The organism is Ruegeria sp. H3, assembly GCF_056533095.1.
In genome coordinates, this window is record NZ_JBQFOD010000006.1 from 107,762 (window position 1) to 128,308 (window position 20,547).

Genomic DNA, 20,547 nt, shown 5'->3' on the forward strand with positions numbered 1-20,547 from the left:
AAACACGATTGTTTAATCGACGATCTTAGCCTGAGTCGCAGCGCGCATGTCGTCTTCGCTCACACCATCCGCGAGTTCGACGATCTTCAAACCATCCTCGACAACGTCCAGAACGCCCAGGTTGGTGATGATGAGATCAACCACGCCTTTCCCGGTCAGCGGAAGGGTGCATTCTTTCAGAACTTTCGAGTCACCGTGTTTGTTGGTGTGATCCATCACAACGATGACACGTCCAACACCGGCCACGAGGTCCATCGCGCCGCCCATGCCCTTGACCAGCTTGCCAGGGATCATCCAGTTGGCCAGATCGCCTTTCTCGTCCACCTCCATCGCGCCCAGGATCGCCGCGGCAATTTTTCCGCCTCGGATCATGGCAAAGGATGTGGCGCTGTCGAAGTAGGATGTGCGGGACAGTTCGGTGATCGTCTGCTTGCCTGCGTTGATCAGGTCTGGGTCTTCTTCACCCTCAAATGGGAAGGGCCCCATGCCCAGCATGCCGTTTTCGGATTGCAGGGTGATGTCCTTATCCCCCACATAGTTCGCCACCAGCGTCGGAATGCCGATGCCGAGGTTCACATACATGCCGTCTTCCAGCTCTTCCGCTGCGCGCGCGGCCATCTGATTGCGGTCCCAGGGCATTATGCGTCCTCCTTCTTGCGGGTGGTGCGCTGTTCAATGCGCTTTTCGTGGCTGCCCTGAATGATGCGATGCACATAGATGCCGGGCAGATGGATGCTGTCGGGGTCCAACGAACCGCGTGGAACGATCTCTTCGACCTCAGCCACACAAATCTTGCCGCAGGTTGCGGCGGGAACATTAAAGTTGCGAGCGGTCTTGCGGAACACCAGATTGCCAGTGTCATCCGCCTTCCAGGCCTTCACAATGGCCAGATCGGCAAAGATGCCTTCTTCAAGGATATATGTCTCACCGTTGAAGTCCTTGTGCTCTTTCCCGTCGGCGATCACGGTGCCCACGCCGGTTTTAGTGTAGAAACCGGGGATGCCAGCACCACCCGCGCGCATTCTTTCGGCTAGCGTGCCTTGGGGGTTGAACTCCAACTCCAGCTCTCCGCTTAGATATTGGCGCATGAATTCGGCGTTCTCGCCGACATACGAGCTGATCATTTTTTTGACCTGCTTGGTCTGCAGCAGGATGCCGATTCCGAAATCATCCACACCGGCATTATTCGAAGCAAAGCTCAGGTCTTTGACACCCGAATCTTTGATCGCCTCAAGCAACAACTCTGGAATGCCGCACAGGCCGAATCCGCCCGCCGCAATCAGCATGCCATCCGACAGCACTCCGTCGAGCGCCTCAGAGGCATTGGCATAGACTTTCTTCATGGAAAACTCCCCCAATGACATGGTGATGGGCAGGTTGTGCCGCCACGTCATTGGGAAGTCAATGAAACCAAGGGGGTGGTGGTATTTCTACCTACCCGGCCGCCTTTTTGGTGGTCTTCTTGGTGGCGGCCTTCTTTTTGGGTGCCGCCTTTTTCTTGGTGCCTTTCTTGGCTGCGCGCTCGTTGACCAGTTCAACGGCCATTTCTTGCGTCACATCTTCGGGCTTGATGTCTTTGGGGATTGTCGCATTGACCTTTTCCCACTTCACATATGGACCATAGCGCCCGTCCAGCACCTGCATCACACCGCCATCGGGGTGCTCGCCCAGCTCTTTCAGCGGTTTTGCAGCGGCGCGGCGCCCGCGACCCGGATTGGCGCGCTTTTCGGCCAGCAGTTCGACGGCGCGGTTCATGCCTATTTCGAACACATCATTGGGATCTTTGAGGTTGGCATAGACAGGTTTGGCCTCATCCGCCAACTGATGCATCAGATATGGTCCGAAGCGACCGAAGTTTGAACTGATCACGCCACCCTCGGGGTGCTCACCAATCTGGCGGGGAAGGGACAACAGGGTCAGGGCCTTCTCAAGGTCCATGTCATCCTTGCTCCATCCACGCGGCAGAGAGGCGCGCGGGGGCTTCTTATTCTCAGGCGTCGGTTCGCCGCGTTGAACATAAGGGCCGAACCGTCCGGATTTCAGCCAGATCTCATCACCTGCGTCTTCACCCAGTAAACGTTCATCACCTTCTGCGCCTTCACCAGCGATGGGGCGGGTATAGGTGCATTCGGGATAGTTTCCACATCCAACGAACCCACCAGTTCGTGAGGTTTTCAGATGCAATTGCCCAGTCCCGCATTTTGGGCAGATACGCGGATCTGACCCGTCTTCGCGCGGTGGATACAGCTGAGGCGCAAGCGCTTCGTCCAGCTTGTCCAGCACTTCGGAAATCCGCAACTCTGACGTCTCGCCAATCGCAGCCGAGAAATCACGCCAGAACTTGCCCAGAAGGTCCTTGTAGTCGCGGTCTCCTGCGCTGACGTCGTCCAGTTCCTCTTCCAGATTGGCCGTGAACTCATAACCCACATATTGGCGGAAGAAGTTCAGCAGGAAGATTGTGACGATCCGGCCCTTTTCTTCGGGGATCAGCCGGTTCTTGTCTTTGCGCACATATTCGCGGTCCTGAATCGTGGTCACGATCGAGGCATAAGTCGAGGGTCGCCCGATCCCCAACTCTTCCATGCGCTTGACCAATGTGGCCTCGGTATAACGTGGCGGAGGTTGGGTGTGGTGCTGCAGCGCCAGAACGGATTCGTTATCGGACAGGATGGCAGCCTTGTCTTCTGCCTTTGAAGCCTGACCTTTCAGCGAGGTTTTGGCAAATGGCGCCGGATCGCCCTGCATGATCTGTGGCAGGCGCTTTTCGTCATCATCGGCAACGTCGTCGCGACCTTCCTCATAAACGCGCATGAAGCCGTCAAACAGAACAACCTGACCGGTGGCGCGCAGGCCCACCTGTCCATCGTCGCTGCCGATCTCAACCGTGGTTCGTTCAAGGCGTGCCGCCGCCATTTGGCAGGCGATCGTGCGTTTCCAGATCAGATCATACAGTTTGCGCTGATCCTCGTCGGTGACTTTCAGAGCCTTGGCATCGCGCGTCATATCCGTTGGTCGGATACATTCATGCGCTTCCTGTGCGTTTTTGGCCTTGTTTTTATACATACGTGGGCTGTCCGGCACGTATTCGCTGCCATACCTTTCGGCTATGGTGTCGCGCGTGGCAGCCACGGCTTCGGGGGCCATATCGATGCCGTCGGTCCGCATATAGGTAATGTAGCCCGCCTCATACAGCCGCTGCGCCACTTGCATCGCGTGACGCGCACCCATGCCGAATTTGCGGCTGGCCTCTTGTTGCAGGGTTGAGGTCATGAAGGGCGCGCTGGGGTTGCGGGCTGCCGGTTTCGCCTCGACCGAGGTCACACTGAGTGCACGGCTGGTGATCGCCTGAACCGCCAGTTCCGCCTGCGTGGCATTGGCCAGATCGTGTTTGTCGAGCTTTTTACCCGCTAAGGTGACCAGACGCGCCTCGTAGGTCTGGCCCCGTGGGGTTTCGAACAGCGCCCGGACCGACCAGTATTCGACTGGCTTGAACGCTTCGATCTCCATCTCGCGTTCGACGATCAGGCGCAGACAGACAGATTGCACGCGGCCTGCCGACCGGGCACCCGGCAGTTTGCGCCACAGAACCGGAGATAGGTTGAACCCCACAAGATAGTCCAGCGCGCGGCGCGCCAGATAGGCCTCGACCAGCGGCATGTCGACCTGGCGTGGGTTCTGCATTGCCTCGGTCACGGCCTCTTTGGTGATGGCGTTGAAGGTTACCCGGCTGACAGGCGTGTCTTTCTTGATCGAGCGGCGCTTGGTCAGTGCTTCTTGCAGGTGCCAGCTGATCGCCTCGCCCTCACGATCCGGGTCAGTGGCAAGGATCAGCGCATTATCTTCTTTCAAGGCGTCGGCGATGGCTTTGACATGTTTGCGGCTGTCATTGCCGACTTCCCATGTCATAGAAAATTCATGGTCCGGATCGACCGATCCATCCTTTGGTGGCAGGTCGCGAACGTGCCCGTACGAGGCCAAAACCGTGTAGTCCGGACCAAGATACTTATTGATCGTTTTGGCTTTGGCCGGAGATTCTACAACAACTACGGGCATTTAAGATGAATCCTTGCTCGACAGACTTTGCGCGTTTTATGGCCGTGCAAGATGTGTGCGACAATATCGAATTGTCAATGCGTTCCTTTGGCGTCTAGGCTGATGCGCGGATTCTCATCGCCCCACACGGTCTGAGCCAGCAGGTTTGTCTGTTAACTGGCCAATGACAACAGCCCGCCCGGCTGGCGTTGAATCCGCCCTTCCAGCTCCAGATCAACAAGGACCGGGCCAATCTCGCCCGCGCTTGCGGCGATGTCGCGGATCAGCTGGTCCTCGGCTATGGGAGACGGGCCCAAGCGCAGCAACACCTCATCATGCAGAGCCGCTGAGTTGGCGGGGGATGTGGGGACCGTTTCGCCCCATGCTTCGTCTTGGGGGAACAGTTTGGGCTGCTGTGGCGGCAGCGCGTCGATCACATCTTCGGCGGATCTGACCAGCGTCGCCCCGTCTCGGATCAGCAGATTGCATCCGGCGGCACGTGCATCGAACGGGTGCCCGGGCACTGCAAGAACCTCCCGCCCTTGGTCCAATGCGTCCCGGGCCGTGATCAGGCTGCCGGATTTTGCAGCAGCTTCGACAACAACAACAGCCTGAGCCAGCCCTGATATGATCCGGTTGCGGCGCGGGAAATGCCGCGCCTGTGGTGTGACGCCGACGGGTTGCTCAGACAGCCTTAAGCCCTTGGTCGCAATACTGTGGGCAAGTTCTGTATTCTCGGCCGGGTAGATGACATCGACACCACCCGCCGTGACGGCGATTGTCCCTGTTTCAAGCGATGCCATATGCGCTGCGGTATCGATGCCGCGCGCCAAGCCCGACACGATAATATGGTCTTTTTGCCCAAGCTCTTTCGCCAATCCGCGCGCCATCCGCGCGCCAAGTGATGAACAGTTGCGGGCCCCAACCATCGCAATTGCGGGTTTATGCAAAAGTGAAACATCGCCAATTGCCCATAGCACCGGCGGGGCATCGTTCAGATCGTTCAATGCCTCTGGAAAATCAGCGGCCCCAAGGCACAAAAGCCGCGCTTTGGCGGCCTTTGCGGCCTTGAGCTCCGCCTCAATCACGCCGGGGGGGCAGATTTCATACCCGTCTATTCCGGCAGCGCGTGCCATTTCCGGCAGCGCGGCCAGCGCATTCTGCGCCGAGCCATGTTCACGCAGCAGCCGACGAAATGTTGCGGGGCCAACCTTGCGTGAGCGCAACAGACGAAGCCAGGAAAACCGGTCCTCTTCCGTGGTGGGTGGGAGTGGGGGGTGATTGGAAGAAAGCTGCTCTTCGGTCATCCGATGCTCCGCCTGATTGCAAAACTGGTTTACGTCAGGACGGGTTAACAGCCTGTAAATCGATGAAAATTTGCTGCGTTTCGATCGCAACTACTAGCGCAATTCGCCGCTACTCATTTGATAATAAACCACAAATTCATGCGAGTATTCAGTGCGCATTTAGCTGACCACCCAAAATACGCAGCCACGCGGGAAGGCTGCATTAACCTCGAATAGCCGGAAATGACGATTCCGACTCAGGTGGCAGAGCCGCCAATGGTCAGCCCATCCATCAAAACGGTCGGCTGTCCGACCCCCACAGGAACCCATTGACCATCTTTGCCACAGGTGCCCATGCCCGGATCCAGCGCCATGTCATTGCCCAATCCTCGGATACGTTTCAGGGCCGAGGGGCCGTCTCCGATCAGGGTGGCGCCTTTTACCGGAGCGCCGATTTTGCCGTTTTCGACGCGGTAGGCCTCGGTGCACGAAAAAACGAATTTGCCATTGGTTATGTCCACCTGACCACCGCCAAAGCCGACGGCCCATATACCATCTTTGATATCCGCGACCAAAGCAGCCGGATCGTCCTGGCCCCCGAGCATGATGGTGTTTGTCATTCGTGGCATCGGTTTATGGGCATAGCTTTGGCGACGTCCATTGCCGGTTGGCGCGACCCCCATCAGGCGTGCGTTCTGGCGATCCTGCATGTAACCCGTAAGGATACCGTCTTCGATCAGCAACGTGCGTGAACTTGGTGTGCCTTCATCATCCACGCTGATTGAGCCGCGTCGATCTGCGATAGTGCCATCGTCCACAACAGTCACACCCTTTGACGCAATCTGCTGTCCCATCAGCCCCGCAAAAGCCGAGCTGCCCTTGCGATTAAAATCACCTTCGAGCCCATGACCAATGGCTTCGTGCAGCAAGATACCCGGCCAGCCGGGTCCGAGAGCGACCTCCATGACACCAGCGGGGGCGTGGATAGCCTCAAGGTTGACCAGCGCAATGCGCAAAGCCTCGCGGGCTTTGTTCTGCCAGTCGGCGGGATCGATCAGCCCGCTTAGGCCAACGCGTCCGCCGCCGCCAGCTGAGCCGCTTTCGCGGCGACCGTTTTGCTCGACGATGACCGAGATGTTCACCCGAGTCATCGGACGCACATCGCGCACCTGTATGCCGTCGGGGCGCAGAATTTCGACCTCTTGCACGGTTGCCGCGATTGTGGCGCTAACTTGCACAACGCGCGGGTCCAACCCCCGGGCAAAGGCATCAATCTCGCGCAACGTGTCGATCTTCACGGGAAAGGAGGCGGATTCGATCGGATCCTCGTCTGTGTAAAGCCGAGTATTTGTGGCGCGCGGGGCCTCGGCCAGCGCCCCGCCACCATCGCCCACCGCAAGGCGCGCGGTTTCGGCTGCACGCTTCAGAGCAGGGATCGAAACATCCGTGGAATGCGCGTAGCCGGCCACTTCGCCTTGGACCGCGCGCAAACCAAACCCCTCGGATGCATCATAAGATGCGGTGCGCAACCGCCCGTCATCAAAAACAAGCGATTCCGATTTTCTGCGTTCAACAAACAGCTCTCCGTCCTCGGCCCCAGCGGTTGCCGATTGCAAAACTGCCAGCGCTTCGTCCTGCGGAAGTGCGCTTTCAAAGGGGCGAAACGGGGCCTGAGTCATGGGTTGGAACCTTTCGGGTTTGATCCAGATCAAAAATAGCGTCTGTTTGACGCAAGCATTTTGCTTTATCTACCCGACGGAATATGGTTTTTAACGCGGCCAAAGACAACGGGAGAGGTGCGACCGATTCACACCTTTTCGCGAGAGACGCAAAGATCAAACGATCAGGACAGAACATGAAGAATGCTTTGATGCTTTCGGGGTTGATGACAGCCCTCTCCAGCCTTCCCGCCATGGCTCAGGACCTTGAGATCATTGGTAAGCCGGTCGATGGCGGCCTTGGGTTCCAGCCCGCGGCGACCAGCCTTGCGGAAGGCATTCACAGGTTGGACAACATGATTCTGGTGATCATCACCGCAATCTGTATCTTTGTGGCGGCTCTGCTTGTCTATTGCATCGTGCGCTACAATTCGCGCGTCAACCCGACCCCGGCGCGCTTTTCGCACTATACCCCGGTCGAGATTGCATGGACCTTGGGCCCCATCATTATACTGGTCTTTATCGGTGCGTTTTCGCTGCCGGTTCTCTTCAAACAGCAGGAAATTCCCGAAGGCGATGTTGTGATCAAGGTTGTGGGCAATCAGTGGTACTGGACCTACGAATATGTCGACCACGACTTTGCCTTTGACAGCTACCTGCTGGGTCACCCGGCGACCCTGGACGAAGGTGCTCGCCCCGCAGATGCGGATGTCACGCCGTTCGTTCTGGATGATGCAATGCGCGCGAAGCTGGCCGATTCCGGATATAGCGATGACGAATGGTTGCTGGCAACCGACACTGCCGTGGTCGTTCCGGTAGGTAAGATCGTTGTCATGCAGGTGACCGCATCTGACGTGATCCATTCCTGGACGATCCCCTCTTTCGGCGTGAAGCAGGACGGTGTGCCCGGACGTTTGGCTGAACTGTGGTTCGAAGCCGAAAAAGAAGGCGTCTACTTTGGCCAGTGCTCGGAGCTCTGCGGCAAGGACCACGCCTATATGCCGATCACCGTAAAGGTGGTCAGCGAAGAGGCATATGAAGAGTGGCTTAAGGGTGCCATTGATGAGTATGCGGGGCTGCCGCAAGCTTATCAGGTGGCCTCGAACTGATAGCCATCTGGGTGGGGTAAGCCCATCCGCCATGAACGATCAGGCTGCGCGGACCATCGTGCTGCCGTCGCCCTAAAGGACCTGAAATGACCGACGCAAGCATCAATGCCAGCATTGCGGCCGCAAAGGCGGACGAGGCCAGCTTTGGCGACTACTTCGCCTTGCTGAAGCCGCGTGTCATGTCGTTGGTTGTCTTCACGGCTCTGGTTGGTCTGCTGGCAGCGCCAACCCCCGTACATCCCTTTGTGGGCTTTTGTGCGATTCTGTTCATCGCCATCGGTGGCGGTGCGTCTGGTGCGCTGAACATGTGGTGGGACGCAGACATCGACCGCGTTATGAAGCGCACCAAATCCCGCCCGATCCCGTCGGGAAAGGTGGATGCGGGTGAGGCGCTGGCGCTGGGTCTGACGCTGTCGGGCCTGTCGGTGATCATGCTGGGGCTTGCAACCAATTGGTTTGCAGGCGCGTTTCTGGCCTTCACCATCTTCTTCTATGTCGTTGTTTACACGATGTGGCTGAAGCGCACGACGCCTCAGAATATCGTCATCGGCGGCGCTGCGGGCGCGTTCCCGCCAGTTATTGGCTGGGTTGCGGCGACAGGTACGATGTCGATTGAGCCCTGGCTGATGTTCGCCCTGACTTTCATGTGGACGCCTCCGCATTTCTGGGCGCTGGCGCTGTTCATGCGTTCGGACTATGACGATGCAGGCGTGCCGATGCTAACCGTGACCCATGGCCGCAAATCGACTCGTTGGCATATCCTGGCCTATACCGTTCTGCTGGCCCTGCTGGCCGTCGGCACAGCGTTCTCAGGCATCGGCGGGCCGATTTACCTGACGGTTGCCATCATCCTCAACGCGTTGTTCCTGCGCGGTGCCTGGCAGATTTTTCGGCGCACCGAAGATGACGCCGAGGCGGATAACTTCAGGGTTGAGCGCTCTTTCTTCAAGCTGTCGCTGATTTATCTGTTCCTTCACTTCGGTGCCATTCTGGTTGAGGCGCTTCTGAAGCCTTACGGTTTAGGAGGATGGTCATGAGTCTGCGCAAAAGCCACGAATTGCATCAGCGCCGTTTTGGCCGCAATCTTGGCGTCGGCCTGACGCTGGCAGCGTTTATCGTGATCATCTTCGGCCTGACGGTTGTGAAAGTATCCGGTACTGATTTCGGTATGGCCACGCAGGAGGTGCAGAACTGATGGCGATGTCTGGTCCACGGAAAACGGTTTTGCAAACCGTCGGGGTCGTTATCCTGATGGGCAGCCTAGCATGGGCGGCGGTGCCGTTCTACGATTGGTTCTGCCGCGTAACCGGTTTTGGTGGTACAACGGGTGTGGCTGAGGCCGCCCCTGATGACATTCTGGACCGCACGATCACTGTGCGCTTTGACGCCTCCAAAGCCAAGGGTATGGCTTGGGAGTTCAAGCCCATCGAACGTGAGATGGAAGTGCGCATCGGCGAGACAGGGCTGGCCTTCTACGAGGCCTACAATCCGACCGATCGCCCGATTGCCGGGCAGGCATCCTACAATGTCGCGCCCTATTCAGCAGGCGGGTATTTCCAGAAGATCGCTTGTTTCTGCTTTGAGGAACAGGTGCTGCAGCCCGGCGAACGGGTTGAGATGCCGGTAACCTTCTTCGTCGACCCTGAAATGGTCGAGGATCTGGAAGCAAAGTATGTGCATACGATCACTCTGTCGTATACATTCTACGAAATTGACCTGCCCGAGGGCTATGCAGCCCTGGACGCGCAGGCAGATACAAATACGAACTAACGCCTTTAGGTGAGGGACACTGATGGCACACGCAAAAGACCATGATTACCACATTCTGAACCCCTCAATCTGGCCGCTTGTCGGCGCGATTGGAGGTTTTGTGATGCTGTTCGGAGCCGTCCTGTGGATGCATGGCATTACGCCATGGATGTTCTGGGCCGGTTTGGTGGCTGTTCTGTACACCATGTTTGCCTGGTGGTCCGAAGTCGTGGTCGAAAGCCGCCAGGGCGATCACACGCCGGTCGTGCGCATCGGCCTGCGCTATGGCTTCATCCTGTTTGTGATGTCCGAGGTGATGTTCTTCTTTGCCTGGTTCTGGTCGTTCTTCAAGCATCGGATGTATCCGATGTATGACTATGCGGGCACCGAATACATCCAACCGGATATCCATGCGGTTGACCCGTTCCACTTGCCTCTGATCAACACTCTGGTCCTGCTACTGTCGGGTTGTGCTATCACCTGGGCGCACCATGCGTTGGTGCATGACAACGACCGCAAGGCTCTGATCAACGGTCTGGCAATCGGTATCGTTCTGGGCATCGCCTTTACCGCGCTGCAGGCGTTTGAATATTACGAGTTGCTGGCCCACGAAGACTGGGTCTTCGGCGGCGATCAGTTCTACTCGAACTTCTTCATGGCGACGGGTTTCCACGGCGCACATGTGATCATCGGCACGATCTTCCTATCGGTCTGTCTGATCCGTGCGCTAAAGGGCGACTTTACCCCCGAAAAACACGTGGGTTTCGAGGCTGCCGCTTGGTACTGGCACTTTGTTGACGTTGTCTGGCTGTTCCTGTTCTTCGCCGTCTACATCTGGGGTCAGGCCCCACTGATGTAACGCCGGTCAGGTGATCCAATTGCAAAAGCCGCCCTTTGGGGCGGCTTTTTCTCTATCCGGGGCGCAAGATTGCGCCCCACACAATTGCGTGGTTGCATTTCAGTGCAGACGCCCCTTAACAAGACGCCGGTTCCTGCAACGAGCGATAATCTAATATGCGCCGTACTTTGTTTCTGCTGATCTTCGGTTTCGCTGGTTTGGGCGCGCTGTTGTCGCTGGGTATCTGGCAGGTGCAGCGCTTGGCCTGGAAACAGGGGGTGCTGGCTGAAATCGACGCGCGCATTTCCGCCGCTCCGATTGACCTGCCGTCACAGATTTCCGAAAGCGAACACAAATACCTGCCAGTTTCGGTCTCTGGGGAAATGCAGCCTGGCGAGATCCACATTCTGGTCTCGGTCAAGCAGGTCGGTGCCGGATATCGTATCATCCAGTCGTTCAGCACCGAGGATCGGACCATTCTGGTGGACCGGGGGTTTGTACCCACGACGGCCAAACAGACCGACCGTTTGACAGGCCCGATGGAAGTGACAGGCAACCTGCATTGGCCCGATGAGATCGACAGCTACACGCCCGAGGCCGATATCGACAGCAACATCTGGTTCGCCCGAGACCTGCCCAATCTGGCAGCCGCTCTGGGGGCCGAGCCGATTCTGCTGATCGCCCGTTCTCAGACCGATCCGGGCGTGACTCCGCTGCCGGTCGACACGGCCGGCATTCCCAATGATCACCTGCAATATGCAATCACATGGTTTGGATTGGCCCTCGTCTGGGCCGCGATGACCGGATACTTCCTGTGGCGCAATCGCGCCCCTTCTGAGAGTGACCCGCAATGAAATACATCTCGACCCGTGGCCAAGCGCCTGAACTGAGCTTTGAAGAGGCGATGCTGACCGGGCTGGCCCGTGATGGTGGCCTGTACCTGCCGGCTGAAATCCCGACGCTCAGCCATGACGAGATCGCCGCCATGGCCGGTCTGTCCTACGAGGAGATTGCGTTCCGCGTGATGTGGCCCTATGTCAGCGGCTCCTTCGCCGAGGATGAGTTCAAACAGATCATCGCCCGCGCCTATGAAGGTTTCGGCCATGACGCCCGCGCGCCTTTAAAGCAGCTGAACGAAAACCACTTCCTGTTGGAGCTGTTCCACGGGCCAACGTTGGCCTTCAAGGATTTTGCCATGCAGTTGATCGGTCAGCTGTTCCAGGTGGCCCTGAAACGCCGCAATGACCGCGTAACCATTGTTGGCGCGACCAGTGGCGATACCGGCTCGGCCGCGATTGAGGCATTCCGGGGGCTGGATGCGGTGGATGTTTTCATCCTCTATCCGCATGGACGGGTGTCTGAGGTGCAGCGCCGCCAGATGACCACGCCTGCGGACAGCAATGTGCACGCGCTGGCGGTGGATGGTGATTTTGACGATTGCCAGGCTGCGCTGAAGGATATGTTCAACGATTTCGATTTCCGGGATGAGGTCAAACTGGCCGGAGTGAACTCGATCAACTTTGCCCGCGTTCTGGCGCAGATCGTCTACTACTTCTCAGCCGCTGTCAGCCTTGGCGCGCCGCATCGCAAAGTCAGCTTCACCGTCCCGACCGGCAATTTCGGGGACATCTTCGCAGGCTATCTGGCCAAACGTATGGGCCTGCCCATCGACCGTTTGGTCGTTGCGACCAACCAGAACGACATTCTGCACCGCTGCCTGTCGGGTGAAGGGTATTTCAAGGGCGAGACCATCCCCTCGATCAGCCCGTCGATGGACATTCAGGTCAGCTCAAACTTCGAACGCGCGCTTTATTCTGCCTATAACGAGGATGGTAGCGCGGTCGCTCAGTTGATGGATGAGCTGAAAGCCGGTGGCTTCAACGTCAGCCAAGGCGCGATGGAGGCGCTGCGTGAGAGCTTTGATTCGGGGCGCGTGTCCGAAGATGAGACGCTTGGGACGATCAAACACACTCTGGCCCATAGTGCCGAGCTGGTCTGCCCGCATTCGGCCATCGGCATCAAAGTGGCCGAGGATCACCGCGCAGCGGATGTGCCGATGATCACTTTGGCCACCGCGCACCCCGCGAAATTTCCGGCGGCGGTCGAGAAGGCGAGCGGGGAACATCCGCCTCTTCCATCCCGCATGTCTGATCTGTATGAACGTCCGGAACGGGTGACGCGGATTGCCAATGATCTGGGTGCCCTCGAGGATCATATCAGAAGGCATATCGCTGAGTGACAGTCAGACAGGACCAGCTGAAGAACGGCTTTCGTATCGTCAGTGAACATATGCCGGGGCTGCAATCGGCGGCCATCGGCATCTGGGTAACCGCCGGCGGGCGGCATGAGCGGATCGAACAGAACGGGATCGCGCATTTCCTTGAGCATATGGCGTTTAAGGGAACCGAGCGGCGTTCTTCACTGCAAATCGCCGAGGCGATCGAAGATGTAGGTGGGTACATCAACGCCTATACCTCGCGCGAGGTGACGGCCTATTATGCGCGCGTTCTGAAGCACGATGTGGCGCTGGCGATGGATGTGATCGGTGACATTGTCCTGAACCCGGTTTTCGACCCGCGTGAGATCGAGGTTGAACGTGGCGTGATCCTGCAGGAAATCGGACAGGCCTATGACACGCCCGACGATGTGATTTTCGACTGGCTGCAGGAACAAAGCTATCACGATCAGCCACTGGGCCGTACCATCCTCGGTCCGTCGGAACGGGTGAGTTCCTTCTCGCGAGAGGACCTTTCAGGCTTCGTGGCCGAGCACTATGGTCCCGAACAAATGATCCTGTCTGCGGCAGGCGCCGTCGACCATGACGCGCTGATGAAAATGGCTGAAGAGATGTTCGGTCATCTGCAACCGCGCAAAGGTCTGATCCCCGAAGCCGCTCGGTTCACCGGCGGTGAGGCACGGCAGGAGAAAGAGCTAGAGCAGGCGCATTTTGCGTTGGCGCTGGAAAGCCCAGGCTATCGCGATGACGGGATCTATACCGCTCAGATCTATTCGACGGCGTTGGGCGGCGGTATGTCTTCGCGCCTATTCCAGGAAGTGCGCGAGTCGCGCGGGCTTTGCTACACGATCTTTGCGCAGACCGGGGCCTATGCGGATACCGGCACGACCACGATTTACGCGGGTACGTCGGCAGATCAGGTCGCAGAGCTGGCAACGATCACAATAGACGAGATGAAGCGCGCGGCCGATGATATGAGCGAAGAAGAGGTCGCCCGCGCCCGTGCGCAGATGAAAGCCGGGATGCTGATGGGGCTGGAAAGCCCCTCGAACCGGGCTGAGCGTCTTGCGCGTCTGGTGCAGATCTGGGGGCGGGTGCCCTCGCTTGAGGATACTGTTGCCAAGATCGACGCGGTCAGCACCGAGGACGTGCGGGCCTTTGCCGAACAGATGGCAGCACGCGCGCCAGCCGCTTTGGCGTTGTATGGTCCTGTCTCTGGTGCGCCTTCACTGTCTGATCTGCAGGAGAGGCGTGCGGCGTGATGCTTTTGGGCAGACGCAAGCTGAAACTCGAAACCGAGCGGCTGAGCTTGCGACCGCCCGTGCATTCCGATTTCGGCACCTGGACTGCGTTGCGCCGGGCGTCGAAAGATTATCTCACGCCGTGGGAGCCGATTTGGGCTAAGGACCACCTGAGCCGGAAGTCCTTTACTAACCGGGTCTATTGGGCCCAGCGGTCTGTGGCCAGTGGCACTGCAATCCCGCTGTTTTTGTTTCGACGCGAAGATGATGTGCTGGTGGGTGCGATCACGCTGGACAATATTCGGCGCGGCCCTGCGCAGGCTGGCACGTTGGGCTATTGGACAGGTCAGGCCTTTGCGCGCAACGGGTATATGCGCGAAGCGATTGGCGCGATGGTGCACCACGCTTTCACGCGGCTGGATCTGAGCCGGATTGAAGCGGCTTGCCTGCCCGAGAATGCAGCCTCTCGGGGATTGTTGGAAAGTTCCGGGTTCAAATATGAAGGCGTTGCGCAATCGTATTTGCAGATCAATGGCCGGTGGCGGACGCATGTGTTGTATGCCAGCTTACGATCAGACCGGCGCGGTAAGACCGACACGGGGTAGGGGCTCTGCCCCCGTCGCGGCAAGCCGCGCCTCCCCCGGGATATTTTTGGCCAAATGAAGCAGGGGATCGATGGCGCGGAGCCGGTGGTGTTTCGTGAGGGTGGGACCGCGCTGCAAAAAGGCATGACTTGGTGGCGTTCTGCGCTACAGTTGGAACATGCGCTGGTTTGTTGCGGCATTGATGGTAATTTCAGGCGGGGCGGTTGCGCAGGAACGGCGGCCAAGCCATTGCATCGCCATCGCTGATGCGGCACCTGGAATTGAATATATTTACAAGGCCGCCTGGCAGGACCCTGTGCCGGAGTATTCGGTGCGGATCAGCTATGTGGCGCATGCGTCGTTTTTGATCCAAACGCGAGGCGGCTTGAACGCTGTCACAGATTTCACTGGTTTCATCGGTGGCGCCGATCTGATCCCGGACGTCGTCACAATGAACCATGCGCATAGCACGCATTGGACGGCAAACCCTGATCCTGCAATCCCGCATGTCCTGCCGGGATGGGGGGAATTTGGTCAGGGCATTGATCATCACCTTGATCTGGGTGAATTGCTTGTGCGGAATGTTTCTACCGATATTCGGTCTGCCTATGGCGGGGTTGAGGAGCGGGGGAATTCGATCTTTGTATTCGAAGTCGAGGGCCTTTGCATCGGCCATTTGGGGCATCTGCACCATGTACCATCAGACGCGCAATTTGCGGCCCTTGGGCGGCTGGATGTGGTCATGGCTGCCGTGGATGGGGGCACGACCATGCCTTTGCCGGATATGATTGCGGTTCTGAAGCGGCTGGAAAGCTCGGTCATCATTCCGATGCATTGGTTTTCCGGTTTCTCGCTGGATCGGTTCCTGGTGGATATCCGGGATGATTTCCCGGTTGTGCGCGAGGGCGTATCGGAGATCACCGTCTCACTGCGCACGTTGCCGGATCGGCCAACCGTTGTGGTGCTTGAACCGGAATATCTGATTGATCTGGAATAAGGCTTGTGGGTGCTGCGCACCTTGGGCAAGTAAGAACAATGACCCTGAACTCCGCCGATGACCGAATTGCCGACCTGATCCGGGCCTCTGTAGGCATTGATGTGCTGCGCCCGATCGAAGAGCGGTATCTGGAAGAACCGCGCGGTCGATTTGCCGGGCAGGCGGGGCTGCTGGCGTTACCGCGCACGGTTGAGGAGGTATCGGCGCTTGTCCGCTTGGCGTTTGACGAGGCAGTTGCCGTTCTGCCTTATGGTGGCGGCACAGGTTTGGTTGGCGGGCAGGTGATGAGCGATGGTCCAGCGCCGCTGTTGATATCGTTGGAGCGCATGACCGCGATCCGAGAGGTCTATCCTAAGGAAAATGTCATGATCGTCGAAGCAGGTGCCATTTTGTCGGATGTTCAGGCCGCGGCTGAGGCGGTGGAACGGTTGTTTCCCTTATCGCTGGCCGCGCAGGGCTCTTGCCGGATTGGTGGCAATCTTGCGACCAACGCCGGTGGTGTCAATGTGCTGCGCTATGGGAACGCCCGCGATCTGTGTCTTGGTCTTGAAGCCGTATTGCCAAGTGGGGAGATCTGGCATGGTCTTAGCCGATTGCGGAAGGACAATACCGGTTATGATCTGCGCAACCTTCTGATCGGGTCCGAAGGAACGTTGGGGATCATTACGGCGGCGTCACTGAAGCTGTATCCGCAACCCGCGGCAACTGGGACGGCGATGTTTCAGGTGGCCTCTCCCGCGGCTGCGATTGACTTGCTCGCCGTAGCGCGGGATCAGGTGGGCGAGGTGGTCAGCACATTCGAACTGGTCCATCGGCAGGGGTTTGACTTTCTGGCAGAGGTTTTGCCGGATGTACGCCAGCCCTTTGAAACCGCGCCGGATTGGTCGGTTTTGATCGAATTGGGGCTGCCGAAGGGGCAGGATCCCATTGAGGCGCTGGAAGCCTTGTTCAGTACCGCAAACGCAAGGGGTTTGGTCGATGACGGGGTGGTGGCGCAAAGCGAAACTCAGCGCCAGGAGCTTTGGGCTGTTCGTGAACGTATTCCCGAAGCCAATCGCCTGATTGGGTCAGTGTCCAGCCATGACATTTCTGTGCCGATCTCGGCAATCCCTGAGTTCATCCAGCACGGAGCCGAGATCATCAACGCATTGGGCCCATTCCGCATCAATTGTTTTGGTCATCTGGGGGATGGCAATCTACATTACAACGTGTTTCCTCCCAAGGGACAAAACCGTTCGGACTTTGCAGAAGATCGCATGGTGATCAAACAGGCCGTTCACGAGCTCGTCCAAGCGTTTGAGGGCTCGGTGAGTGCAGAACATGGCGTCGGGCGGTTGAAGACGGATGATCTGGAACGATTTTCCGATCCAGCCAAATTGTCTGCAATGCGTACGATCAAGGCAGCCATGGACCCTAAAGGGATCATGAACCCGGGCGCGGTTCTCAAGGCATGATCACGGCCCAGGTATGAACGGGCCGTGATCCAAAGTCGCTTACGACGCCGGCAGGATCACCTTGTCGATGACGTGGATGACGCCGTTTGACGTTTCAATGTCGGCCTGAACCACATTTGCGTCATTGACCATCACGCCCGAATCCAGATCGATGGTGATATCGCCGCCTTGAACGGTGGCTGCGGTCATGTCGTCAGACAGATCGCCAGACATCACTTTGCCCGGAACAACGTGATAAGTCAGAACTGCCACCAGTTGGTCTTTGTTTTCCGGCTTCAGCAGGTCTGCAACCGTGCCCTCGGGCAGGGCCGCAAAGGCCTCATCTGTTGGGGCAAACACGGTGAACGGGCCTTCACCTTTCAGCGTTTCAACCAGTTCGGCGGCTTGCACAGCAGCAACGAGTGTTTCAAAGCTGCCAGCTGCGACAGCGGTGTCCACGATGTCTTTGCCGTGACCATCGGCAATGGCCGAGGTGCTGAAAAGGATTGTTGCGACACTTGCGGCGGCGAATTTGCGGAACATAACGTAGTCTCCCTAAATTGGGATGCTCTCAGTAGCATCACACGGGATACGTTCAGCTGAGGAAAAAGATCACAGCAAACGTGCAAAGAATTGGCTTGAAAACCGCCTTACCCGGGCTAAGCCAGCGCCATTTCAAATTTCCACTCAAAAATAAGTGATTTCTTTCGGGTCAGAGCCCTTCGAACTCACACAGAACATGCACATCCATTCCCATCTCTTCCAGCACTTTTCGGCCGCCAAGTTCGGGCAGGTCGATAATGAAAGAGCACGAGACAATCTCGCCCCCCAAACGTTCGATCAACTTGATCCCGGCAGCAGCGGTGCCGCCGGTAGCCAGCAGATCGTCGACCACAAGGATTTTCTCGCCCGGTTGGATGGCGTCATCGTGAATCTCGACGATGGCTTCGCCATATTCCAGCTTGTAGTCCTGACTGATTGTGGTGCCGGGCAGCTTGCCCTTTTTGCGAATGGGTACAAATCCAACGCTCAGCTGATGCGCAATTGCGCCGCCCAAAATGAACCCTCGCGCTTCAAGCCCGACGACTTTATCAATGCGCTCACCTGCGTAAGGGTGCAGCATTTGGTCGATGGCCATGCGAAAGCCACGTGGGTCGGCAAACAGGGTCGTCACATCGCGGAACATGATCCCTTCGTGCGGGAAATCGACGATGGTCCGGATGTAATCTTTGACCGTTTTGGTTCTGGACATGAGGCAACCCTTTGGCGACAAAACACCCGGCGGTGTTTGGCCTATCAGGGCTAACCATGCAAGAAAAGACTGCGCGATTGTGCCTATTTGCGGCTTTTAGAAACGGCGTTTGGCAGGCTGTAGTAGCGGTACAAAGCAGCCGGCAGCCACGACAGGTGTGGTTTGCGCCAATTGCGCTGATCTCGCAAAAGAAATGCTTGGGCGGTATGAAGGTTCATTGCCATAATCCTTTTTTTATTGTTAGGTGCACGATATCTACAACCTCTATGCTGTGTATATACATTGCATCGCGTAGAGAATCAAGGTTTTGACGGGAATAAGACGCGTGGCGAAGAAAGACGGTAAAGGTTCTACTAAGAAAAACAGTCAGTTAGTGCTGCGTCTGGATAAGGATGAACGCGATGCATTTGTTGAGCTGTGCAAAGAGCTGGACACCTCGGCCGCACGCGAAATTCGCCGCTTCATTCGCGGTTTCATGAAAGAAAATGCCGAAGACTAGCCTAGGCTGGGCGGCGCAAGACAGCGGTCGCCAGCCCCATTCCGATCAACGCGACCCCTCCGAACCGTGTCAGGGCAGTGATCACACCTACGCGTCCCACCATCATTCGCAACCGATCTGCCAGCAACGCATAGGCCAGTGCATTCAGCGCGGCGAGGCCGACGAAAGTAGCGATCAGGATGACAAACTGAGGACCCAGCGGGTCTGTGGGGCGTATGAACTGTGGCACAAAGGCGATGAAGAACGCGATGGATTTCGGGTTCAGGGCCGTGACAGCGGCGGCGTGTCCAAAAACGCTGCGCGCAGTGACATCGCGGCCCGTTTCCACCGGGGCTAGCCCGCCGGACGGCGCGCTGCGCAGCAGCTTGATCCCAAGCCAAACCAGATAGGCTGCGCCGATCCACTTCAGAATGGAAAAGAGCGTGGCCGACGCCAGCACCAAAGCGCCCAAGCCCAACAGCGATGCTGTCATGGCAATCAAATCGCCCAAAGCCACCCCGGTCGCCGAAGCCACCGCCACGCTGCGCCCTTTGGACAGAGCGTAGCTGAGCACAAGCAGAACGGTCGGTCCTGGAATAAGAAGCAGGGCGGTGGATGCGGCAACGAAAGCCAGCCAGAGGTCTAGGGACATGTATCAACCTATTTCTGAAAGCAATGGCATCAGCTAGGGCTCTACTAGCCCCAAAGTCAACCTGAAGAACCCCGCCAAACCAAGCCAGGTTTGGGCAAGATTCGCCTATTGTCTACACATATGCTAAATTAGCCTCCTATTTTAAGGTGGAGATTTTAGTATGAAACGTTTTGCAGTGGGGCTTTTGCTCCTGACTTTGTTTGTTCCAGAACATGTTGCTGCTGATGGCTGTCCCGAGGGATACTCGGACTGCGGAGGTAATTTATGCTGCCCCACGGTGCAGCCATGAAACTGTCATCTGTACTGGAAACCCTACGCAAGCGCGCGGTCTACTTGGTGGTTGTGGCGGGAATAATCGCGGTGTTTTCGTTCTGCGCACCCTTGATCCTTGACGCGGATGAGGCTGACTTGCGCTATGATCGGAACAGTATCCCGGCCAATTGGCTGGGCAGCCCAAAACCGGGTGATGCATATGCGTTTGATCACTCGACAGGAGAATTTGCGTCGATCAAGCTGTGCACGTTGCATATGGCGGATGACTACCCGATCGCACCGGTCAGTTTTGCTGGCATCAACGAATGGGGAAAAGGCCTGAATGATGCGATTTCGCAAGTTGGACAGTTTGTTGGCGAGAAGATTCTGGCTGGCATGAACCTGGAGGACGCAGATGTCGTCTGGGAGTTCAACAAGATCTATCGCAGCGATGAACTGAATTCAAAGCTGGAACGCAGTTGTCTGGCCCGCGTGATCGAGCATGTGCGGATGCCGGATCAGTCTGTGTTCATCGTAGATATGGTCTATTTTGATCGGGACACTCCGGATCAGCCCGCACTTGTGCAATTGTCACGCTCCAGCATTATCCCAAAGGATTGCGGTGCGCTGTGTGTTAAGACTGCGCCCAAACATCAGGTGCTTAGGATCAGCTGGTTGACGCGAAAGAAAGCCGATTGGGAACTGGTGCGCATCGAATAGCCAGGCTGGCGTGATCGAAACGGTTATTGA

The 20,547-nt window shown here is 57.4% G+C and carries 21 protein-coding genes; 13 read left to right on the forward strand and 8 right to left on the reverse strand.

Annotation, left to right across the window (positions count from 1 at the left end; all coding sequences use genetic code 11):
• Nucleotides 1–12 precede the first annotated feature (12 nt).
• The 5 genes from ACR0JE_RS09250 to tldD form a co-directional block, all read right to left on the reverse strand.
• Nucleotides 13–639 carry a 3-oxoacid CoA-transferase subunit B gene (locus ACR0JE_RS09250; RefSeq protein WP_480542051.1) on the reverse strand — a complete coding sequence of 209 codons (627 nt, stop codon included), beginning with the start codon at nucleotides 637–639 and terminating at the stop codon, nucleotides 13–15.
• Entirely contained in the window at nucleotides 639–1,343 is a 705-nt protein-coding gene (locus tag ACR0JE_RS09255; protein ID WP_353013719.1) for a CoA transferase subunit A, read from the reverse strand. The genes ACR0JE_RS09250 and ACR0JE_RS09255 overlap by 1 nt, the downstream gene beginning before the upstream one ends.
• 91 nt (nucleotides 1,344–1,434) lie before the next feature.
• A complete protein-coding gene (topA, locus tag ACR0JE_RS09260; RefSeq protein WP_480863963.1) occupies nucleotides 1,435–4,053 on the reverse strand; it encodes a type I DNA topoisomerase in 2,619 nt (872 codons plus the stop codon).
• A 152-nt stretch (nucleotides 4,054–4,205) separates the two neighbouring features.
• The gene (gene dprA, locus ACR0JE_RS09265; RefSeq protein ID WP_480863964.1) at nucleotides 4,206–5,339 is read right to left on the reverse strand and encodes a DNA-processing protein DprA; all 1,134 of its coding nucleotides are present in this window, start codon (nucleotides 5,337–5,339) and stop codon (nucleotides 4,206–4,208) included.
• 236 nt (nucleotides 5,340–5,575) lie between these two features.
• Nucleotides 5,576–6,997, reverse strand: a complete 1,422-nt coding sequence (gene tldD, locus ACR0JE_RS09270; RefSeq protein WP_480863965.1) for a metalloprotease TldD — start codon at nucleotides 6,995–6,997, stop codon at nucleotides 5,576–5,578.
• 176 nt (nucleotides 6,998–7,173) lie between these two features.
• Here tldD and coxB point away from each other — a divergent pair, with 176 nt between their 5' ends.
• The 11 genes from coxB to ACR0JE_RS09325 all read left to right on the forward strand — a co-directional run bounded on the left by coxB (nucleotide 7,174) and on the right by ACR0JE_RS09325 (nucleotide 17,184).
• Nucleotides 7,174–8,085 carry a cytochrome c oxidase subunit II gene (gene coxB / locus ACR0JE_RS09275; RefSeq protein ID WP_353013711.1) on the forward strand — a complete coding sequence of 304 codons (912 nt, stop codon included), beginning with the start codon at nucleotides 7,174–7,176 and terminating at the stop codon, nucleotides 8,083–8,085.
• 86 nt (nucleotides 8,086–8,171) lie between these two features.
• The gene (cyoE, locus tag ACR0JE_RS09280; RefSeq protein WP_480863966.1) at nucleotides 8,172–9,122 is read left to right on the forward strand and encodes a heme o synthase; all 951 of its coding nucleotides are present in this window, start codon (nucleotides 8,172–8,174) and stop codon (nucleotides 9,120–9,122) included.
• Nucleotides 9,119–9,280 (forward strand): hypothetical protein, encoded by a 162-nt coding sequence (locus ACR0JE_RS09285; RefSeq protein ID WP_170530980.1) that lies wholly within the window; start codon nucleotides 9,119–9,121, stop codon nucleotides 9,278–9,280. The genes cyoE and ACR0JE_RS09285 overlap by 4 nt, the downstream gene beginning before the upstream one ends.
• Complete coding sequence (locus tag ACR0JE_RS09290) at nucleotides 9,280–9,855, forward strand: cytochrome c oxidase assembly protein (RefSeq protein WP_480542061.1); 576 nt, start codon at nucleotides 9,280–9,282, stop codon at nucleotides 9,853–9,855. The genes ACR0JE_RS09285 and ACR0JE_RS09290 overlap by 1 nt, the downstream gene beginning before the upstream one ends.
• A gap of 22 nt (nucleotides 9,856–9,877) precedes the next feature.
• A complete protein-coding gene (locus tag ACR0JE_RS09295; protein WP_170530976.1) occupies nucleotides 9,878–10,693 on the forward strand; it encodes a cytochrome c oxidase subunit 3 in 816 nt (271 codons plus the stop codon).
• 155 nt (nucleotides 10,694–10,848) lie between these two features.
• On the forward strand, nucleotides 10,849–11,526 hold the full coding sequence (locus tag ACR0JE_RS09300) for an SURF1 family protein (protein WP_480863967.1): 678 nt from the start codon (nucleotides 10,849–10,851) through the stop codon (nucleotides 11,524–11,526).
• Nucleotides 11,523–12,911 (forward strand): threonine synthase, encoded by a 1,389-nt coding sequence (gene thrC / locus ACR0JE_RS09305; protein ID WP_480863968.1) that lies wholly within the window; start codon nucleotides 11,523–11,525, stop codon nucleotides 12,909–12,911. Before ACR0JE_RS09300 ends, thrC begins: the two co-directional genes overlap by 4 nt.
• The gene (locus ACR0JE_RS09310) at nucleotides 12,908–14,170 is read left to right on the forward strand and encodes a M16 family metallopeptidase (RefSeq protein ID WP_480863969.1); all 1,263 of its coding nucleotides are present in this window, start codon (nucleotides 12,908–12,910) and stop codon (nucleotides 14,168–14,170) included. The genes thrC and ACR0JE_RS09310 overlap by 4 nt, the downstream gene beginning before the upstream one ends.
• Nucleotides 14,170–14,754 carry a GNAT family N-acetyltransferase gene (locus ACR0JE_RS09315; protein ID WP_480863970.1) on the forward strand — a complete coding sequence of 195 codons (585 nt, stop codon included), beginning with the start codon at nucleotides 14,170–14,172 and terminating at the stop codon, nucleotides 14,752–14,754. The genes ACR0JE_RS09310 and ACR0JE_RS09315 overlap by 1 nt, the downstream gene beginning before the upstream one ends.
• A gap of 157 nt (nucleotides 14,755–14,911) precedes the next feature.
• Nucleotides 14,912–15,730, forward strand: coding sequence for an MBL fold metallo-hydrolase (locus ACR0JE_RS09320; RefSeq protein ID WP_480542069.1), 819 nt, complete (start codon nucleotides 14,912–14,914; stop codon nucleotides 15,728–15,730).
• Nucleotides 15,731–15,768: 38 nt separating this feature from the next.
• The gene (locus tag ACR0JE_RS09325; protein WP_480863971.1) at nucleotides 15,769–17,184 is read left to right on the forward strand and encodes an FAD-binding oxidoreductase; all 1,416 of its coding nucleotides are present in this window, start codon (nucleotides 15,769–15,771) and stop codon (nucleotides 17,182–17,184) included.
• A gap of 39 nt (nucleotides 17,185–17,223) precedes the next feature.
• On the opposite strand, the gene ACR0JE_RS09330 is transcribed toward ACR0JE_RS09325, so the two are convergent.
• Together ACR0JE_RS09330 and ACR0JE_RS09335 are read right to left on the reverse strand one after the other, a co-directional pair.
• Nucleotides 17,224–17,706 (reverse strand): fasciclin domain-containing protein, encoded by a 483-nt coding sequence (locus tag ACR0JE_RS09330; protein WP_480863972.1) that lies wholly within the window; start codon nucleotides 17,704–17,706, stop codon nucleotides 17,224–17,226.
• Between the two features lie 169 nt (nucleotides 17,707–17,875).
• On the reverse strand, nucleotides 17,876–18,415 hold the full coding sequence (locus tag ACR0JE_RS09335; RefSeq protein WP_353013691.1) for an adenine phosphoribosyltransferase: 540 nt from the start codon (nucleotides 18,413–18,415) through the stop codon (nucleotides 17,876–17,878).
• Nucleotides 18,416–18,740: 325 nt separating this feature from the next.
• Between ACR0JE_RS09335 and ACR0JE_RS09340 the strand changes: the two genes are divergently transcribed.
• Nucleotides 18,741–18,914: a hypothetical protein gene (locus tag ACR0JE_RS09340; RefSeq protein ID WP_170354960.1), complete on the forward strand. Its 174-nt coding sequence runs from the start codon at nucleotides 18,741–18,743 to the stop codon at nucleotides 18,912–18,914.
• 1 nt (nucleotide 18,915) lies between these two features.
• Here ACR0JE_RS09340 and ACR0JE_RS09345 read toward each other — a convergent pair whose 3' ends face one another.
• Nucleotides 18,916–19,545, reverse strand: a complete 630-nt coding sequence (locus ACR0JE_RS09345; protein ID WP_480863973.1) for a LysE family translocator — start codon at nucleotides 19,543–19,545, stop codon at nucleotides 18,916–18,918.
• A 264-nt stretch (nucleotides 19,546–19,809) separates the two neighbouring features.
• On the opposite strand from ACR0JE_RS09345, the gene ACR0JE_RS09350 reads away from it, so the two are divergent.
• Nucleotides 19,810–20,517 carry a hypothetical protein gene (locus ACR0JE_RS09350; protein WP_480863974.1) on the forward strand — a complete coding sequence of 236 codons (708 nt, stop codon included), beginning with the start codon at nucleotides 19,810–19,812 and terminating at the stop codon, nucleotides 20,515–20,517.
• The last annotated feature ends 30 nt before the right edge of the window (nucleotides 20,518–20,547 follow it).

Coding starts and splice junctions, on each gene's coding strand:
- ACR0JE_RS09330 (WP_480863972.1), bottom strand. CDS start 17,706: ATGTTCCGCAAATTCGCCGCCGCAAGTGTCGCAACAATCCTTTTCAGC.
- ACR0JE_RS09285 (WP_170530980.1), top strand. CDS start 9,119: ATGAGTCTGCGCAAAAGCCACGAATTGCATCAGCGCCGTTTTGGCCGC.
- ACR0JE_RS09345 (WP_480863973.1), bottom strand. CDS start 19,545: ATGTCCCTAGACCTCTGGCTGGCTTTCGTTGCCGCATCCACCGCCCTG.
- dprA (WP_480863964.1), bottom strand. CDS start 5,339: ATGACCGAAGAGCAGCTTTCTTCCAATCACCCCCCACTCCCACCCACC.
- cyoE (WP_480863966.1), top strand. CDS start 8,172: ATGACCGACGCAAGCATCAATGCCAGCATTGCGGCCGCAAAGGCGGAC.
- ACR0JE_RS09290 (WP_480542061.1), top strand. CDS start 9,280: ATGGCGATGTCTGGTCCACGGAAAACGGTTTTGCAAACCGTCGGGGTC.
- ACR0JE_RS09295 (WP_170530976.1), top strand. CDS start 9,878: ATGGCACACGCAAAAGACCATGATTACCACATTCTGAACCCCTCAATC.
- ACR0JE_RS09335 (WP_353013691.1), bottom strand. CDS start 18,415: ATGTCCAGAACCAAAACGGTCAAAGATTACATCCGGACCATCGTCGAT.
- thrC (WP_480863968.1), top strand. CDS start 11,523: ATGAAATACATCTCGACCCGTGGCCAAGCGCCTGAACTGAGCTTTGAA.
- ACR0JE_RS09255 (WP_353013719.1), bottom strand. CDS start 1,343: ATGAAGAAAGTCTATGCCAATGCCTCTGAGGCGCTCGACGGAGTGCTG.
- tldD (WP_480863965.1), bottom strand. CDS start 6,997: ATGACTCAGGCCCCGTTTCGCCCCTTTGAAAGCGCACTTCCGCAGGAC.
- ACR0JE_RS09300 (WP_480863967.1), top strand. CDS start 10,849: ATGCGCCGTACTTTGTTTCTGCTGATCTTCGGTTTCGCTGGTTTGGGC.
- ACR0JE_RS09350 (WP_480863974.1), top strand. CDS start 19,810: ATGCTGCCCCACGGTGCAGCCATGAAACTGTCATCTGTACTGGAAACC.
- ACR0JE_RS09325 (WP_480863971.1), top strand. CDS start 15,769: ATGACCCTGAACTCCGCCGATGACCGAATTGCCGACCTGATCCGGGCC.
- ACR0JE_RS09315 (WP_480863970.1), top strand. CDS start 14,170: ATGCTTTTGGGCAGACGCAAGCTGAAACTCGAAACCGAGCGGCTGAGC.
- topA (WP_480863963.1), bottom strand. CDS start 4,053: ATGCCCGTAGTTGTTGTAGAATCTCCGGCCAAAGCCAAAACGATCAAT.
- ACR0JE_RS09320 (WP_480542069.1), top strand. CDS start 14,912: ATGCGCTGGTTTGTTGCGGCATTGATGGTAATTTCAGGCGGGGCGGTT.
- ACR0JE_RS09250 (WP_480542051.1), bottom strand. CDS start 639: ATGCCCTGGGACCGCAATCAGATGGCCGCGCGCGCAGCGGAAGAGCTG.
- coxB (WP_353013711.1), top strand. CDS start 7,174: ATGAAGAATGCTTTGATGCTTTCGGGGTTGATGACAGCCCTCTCCAGC.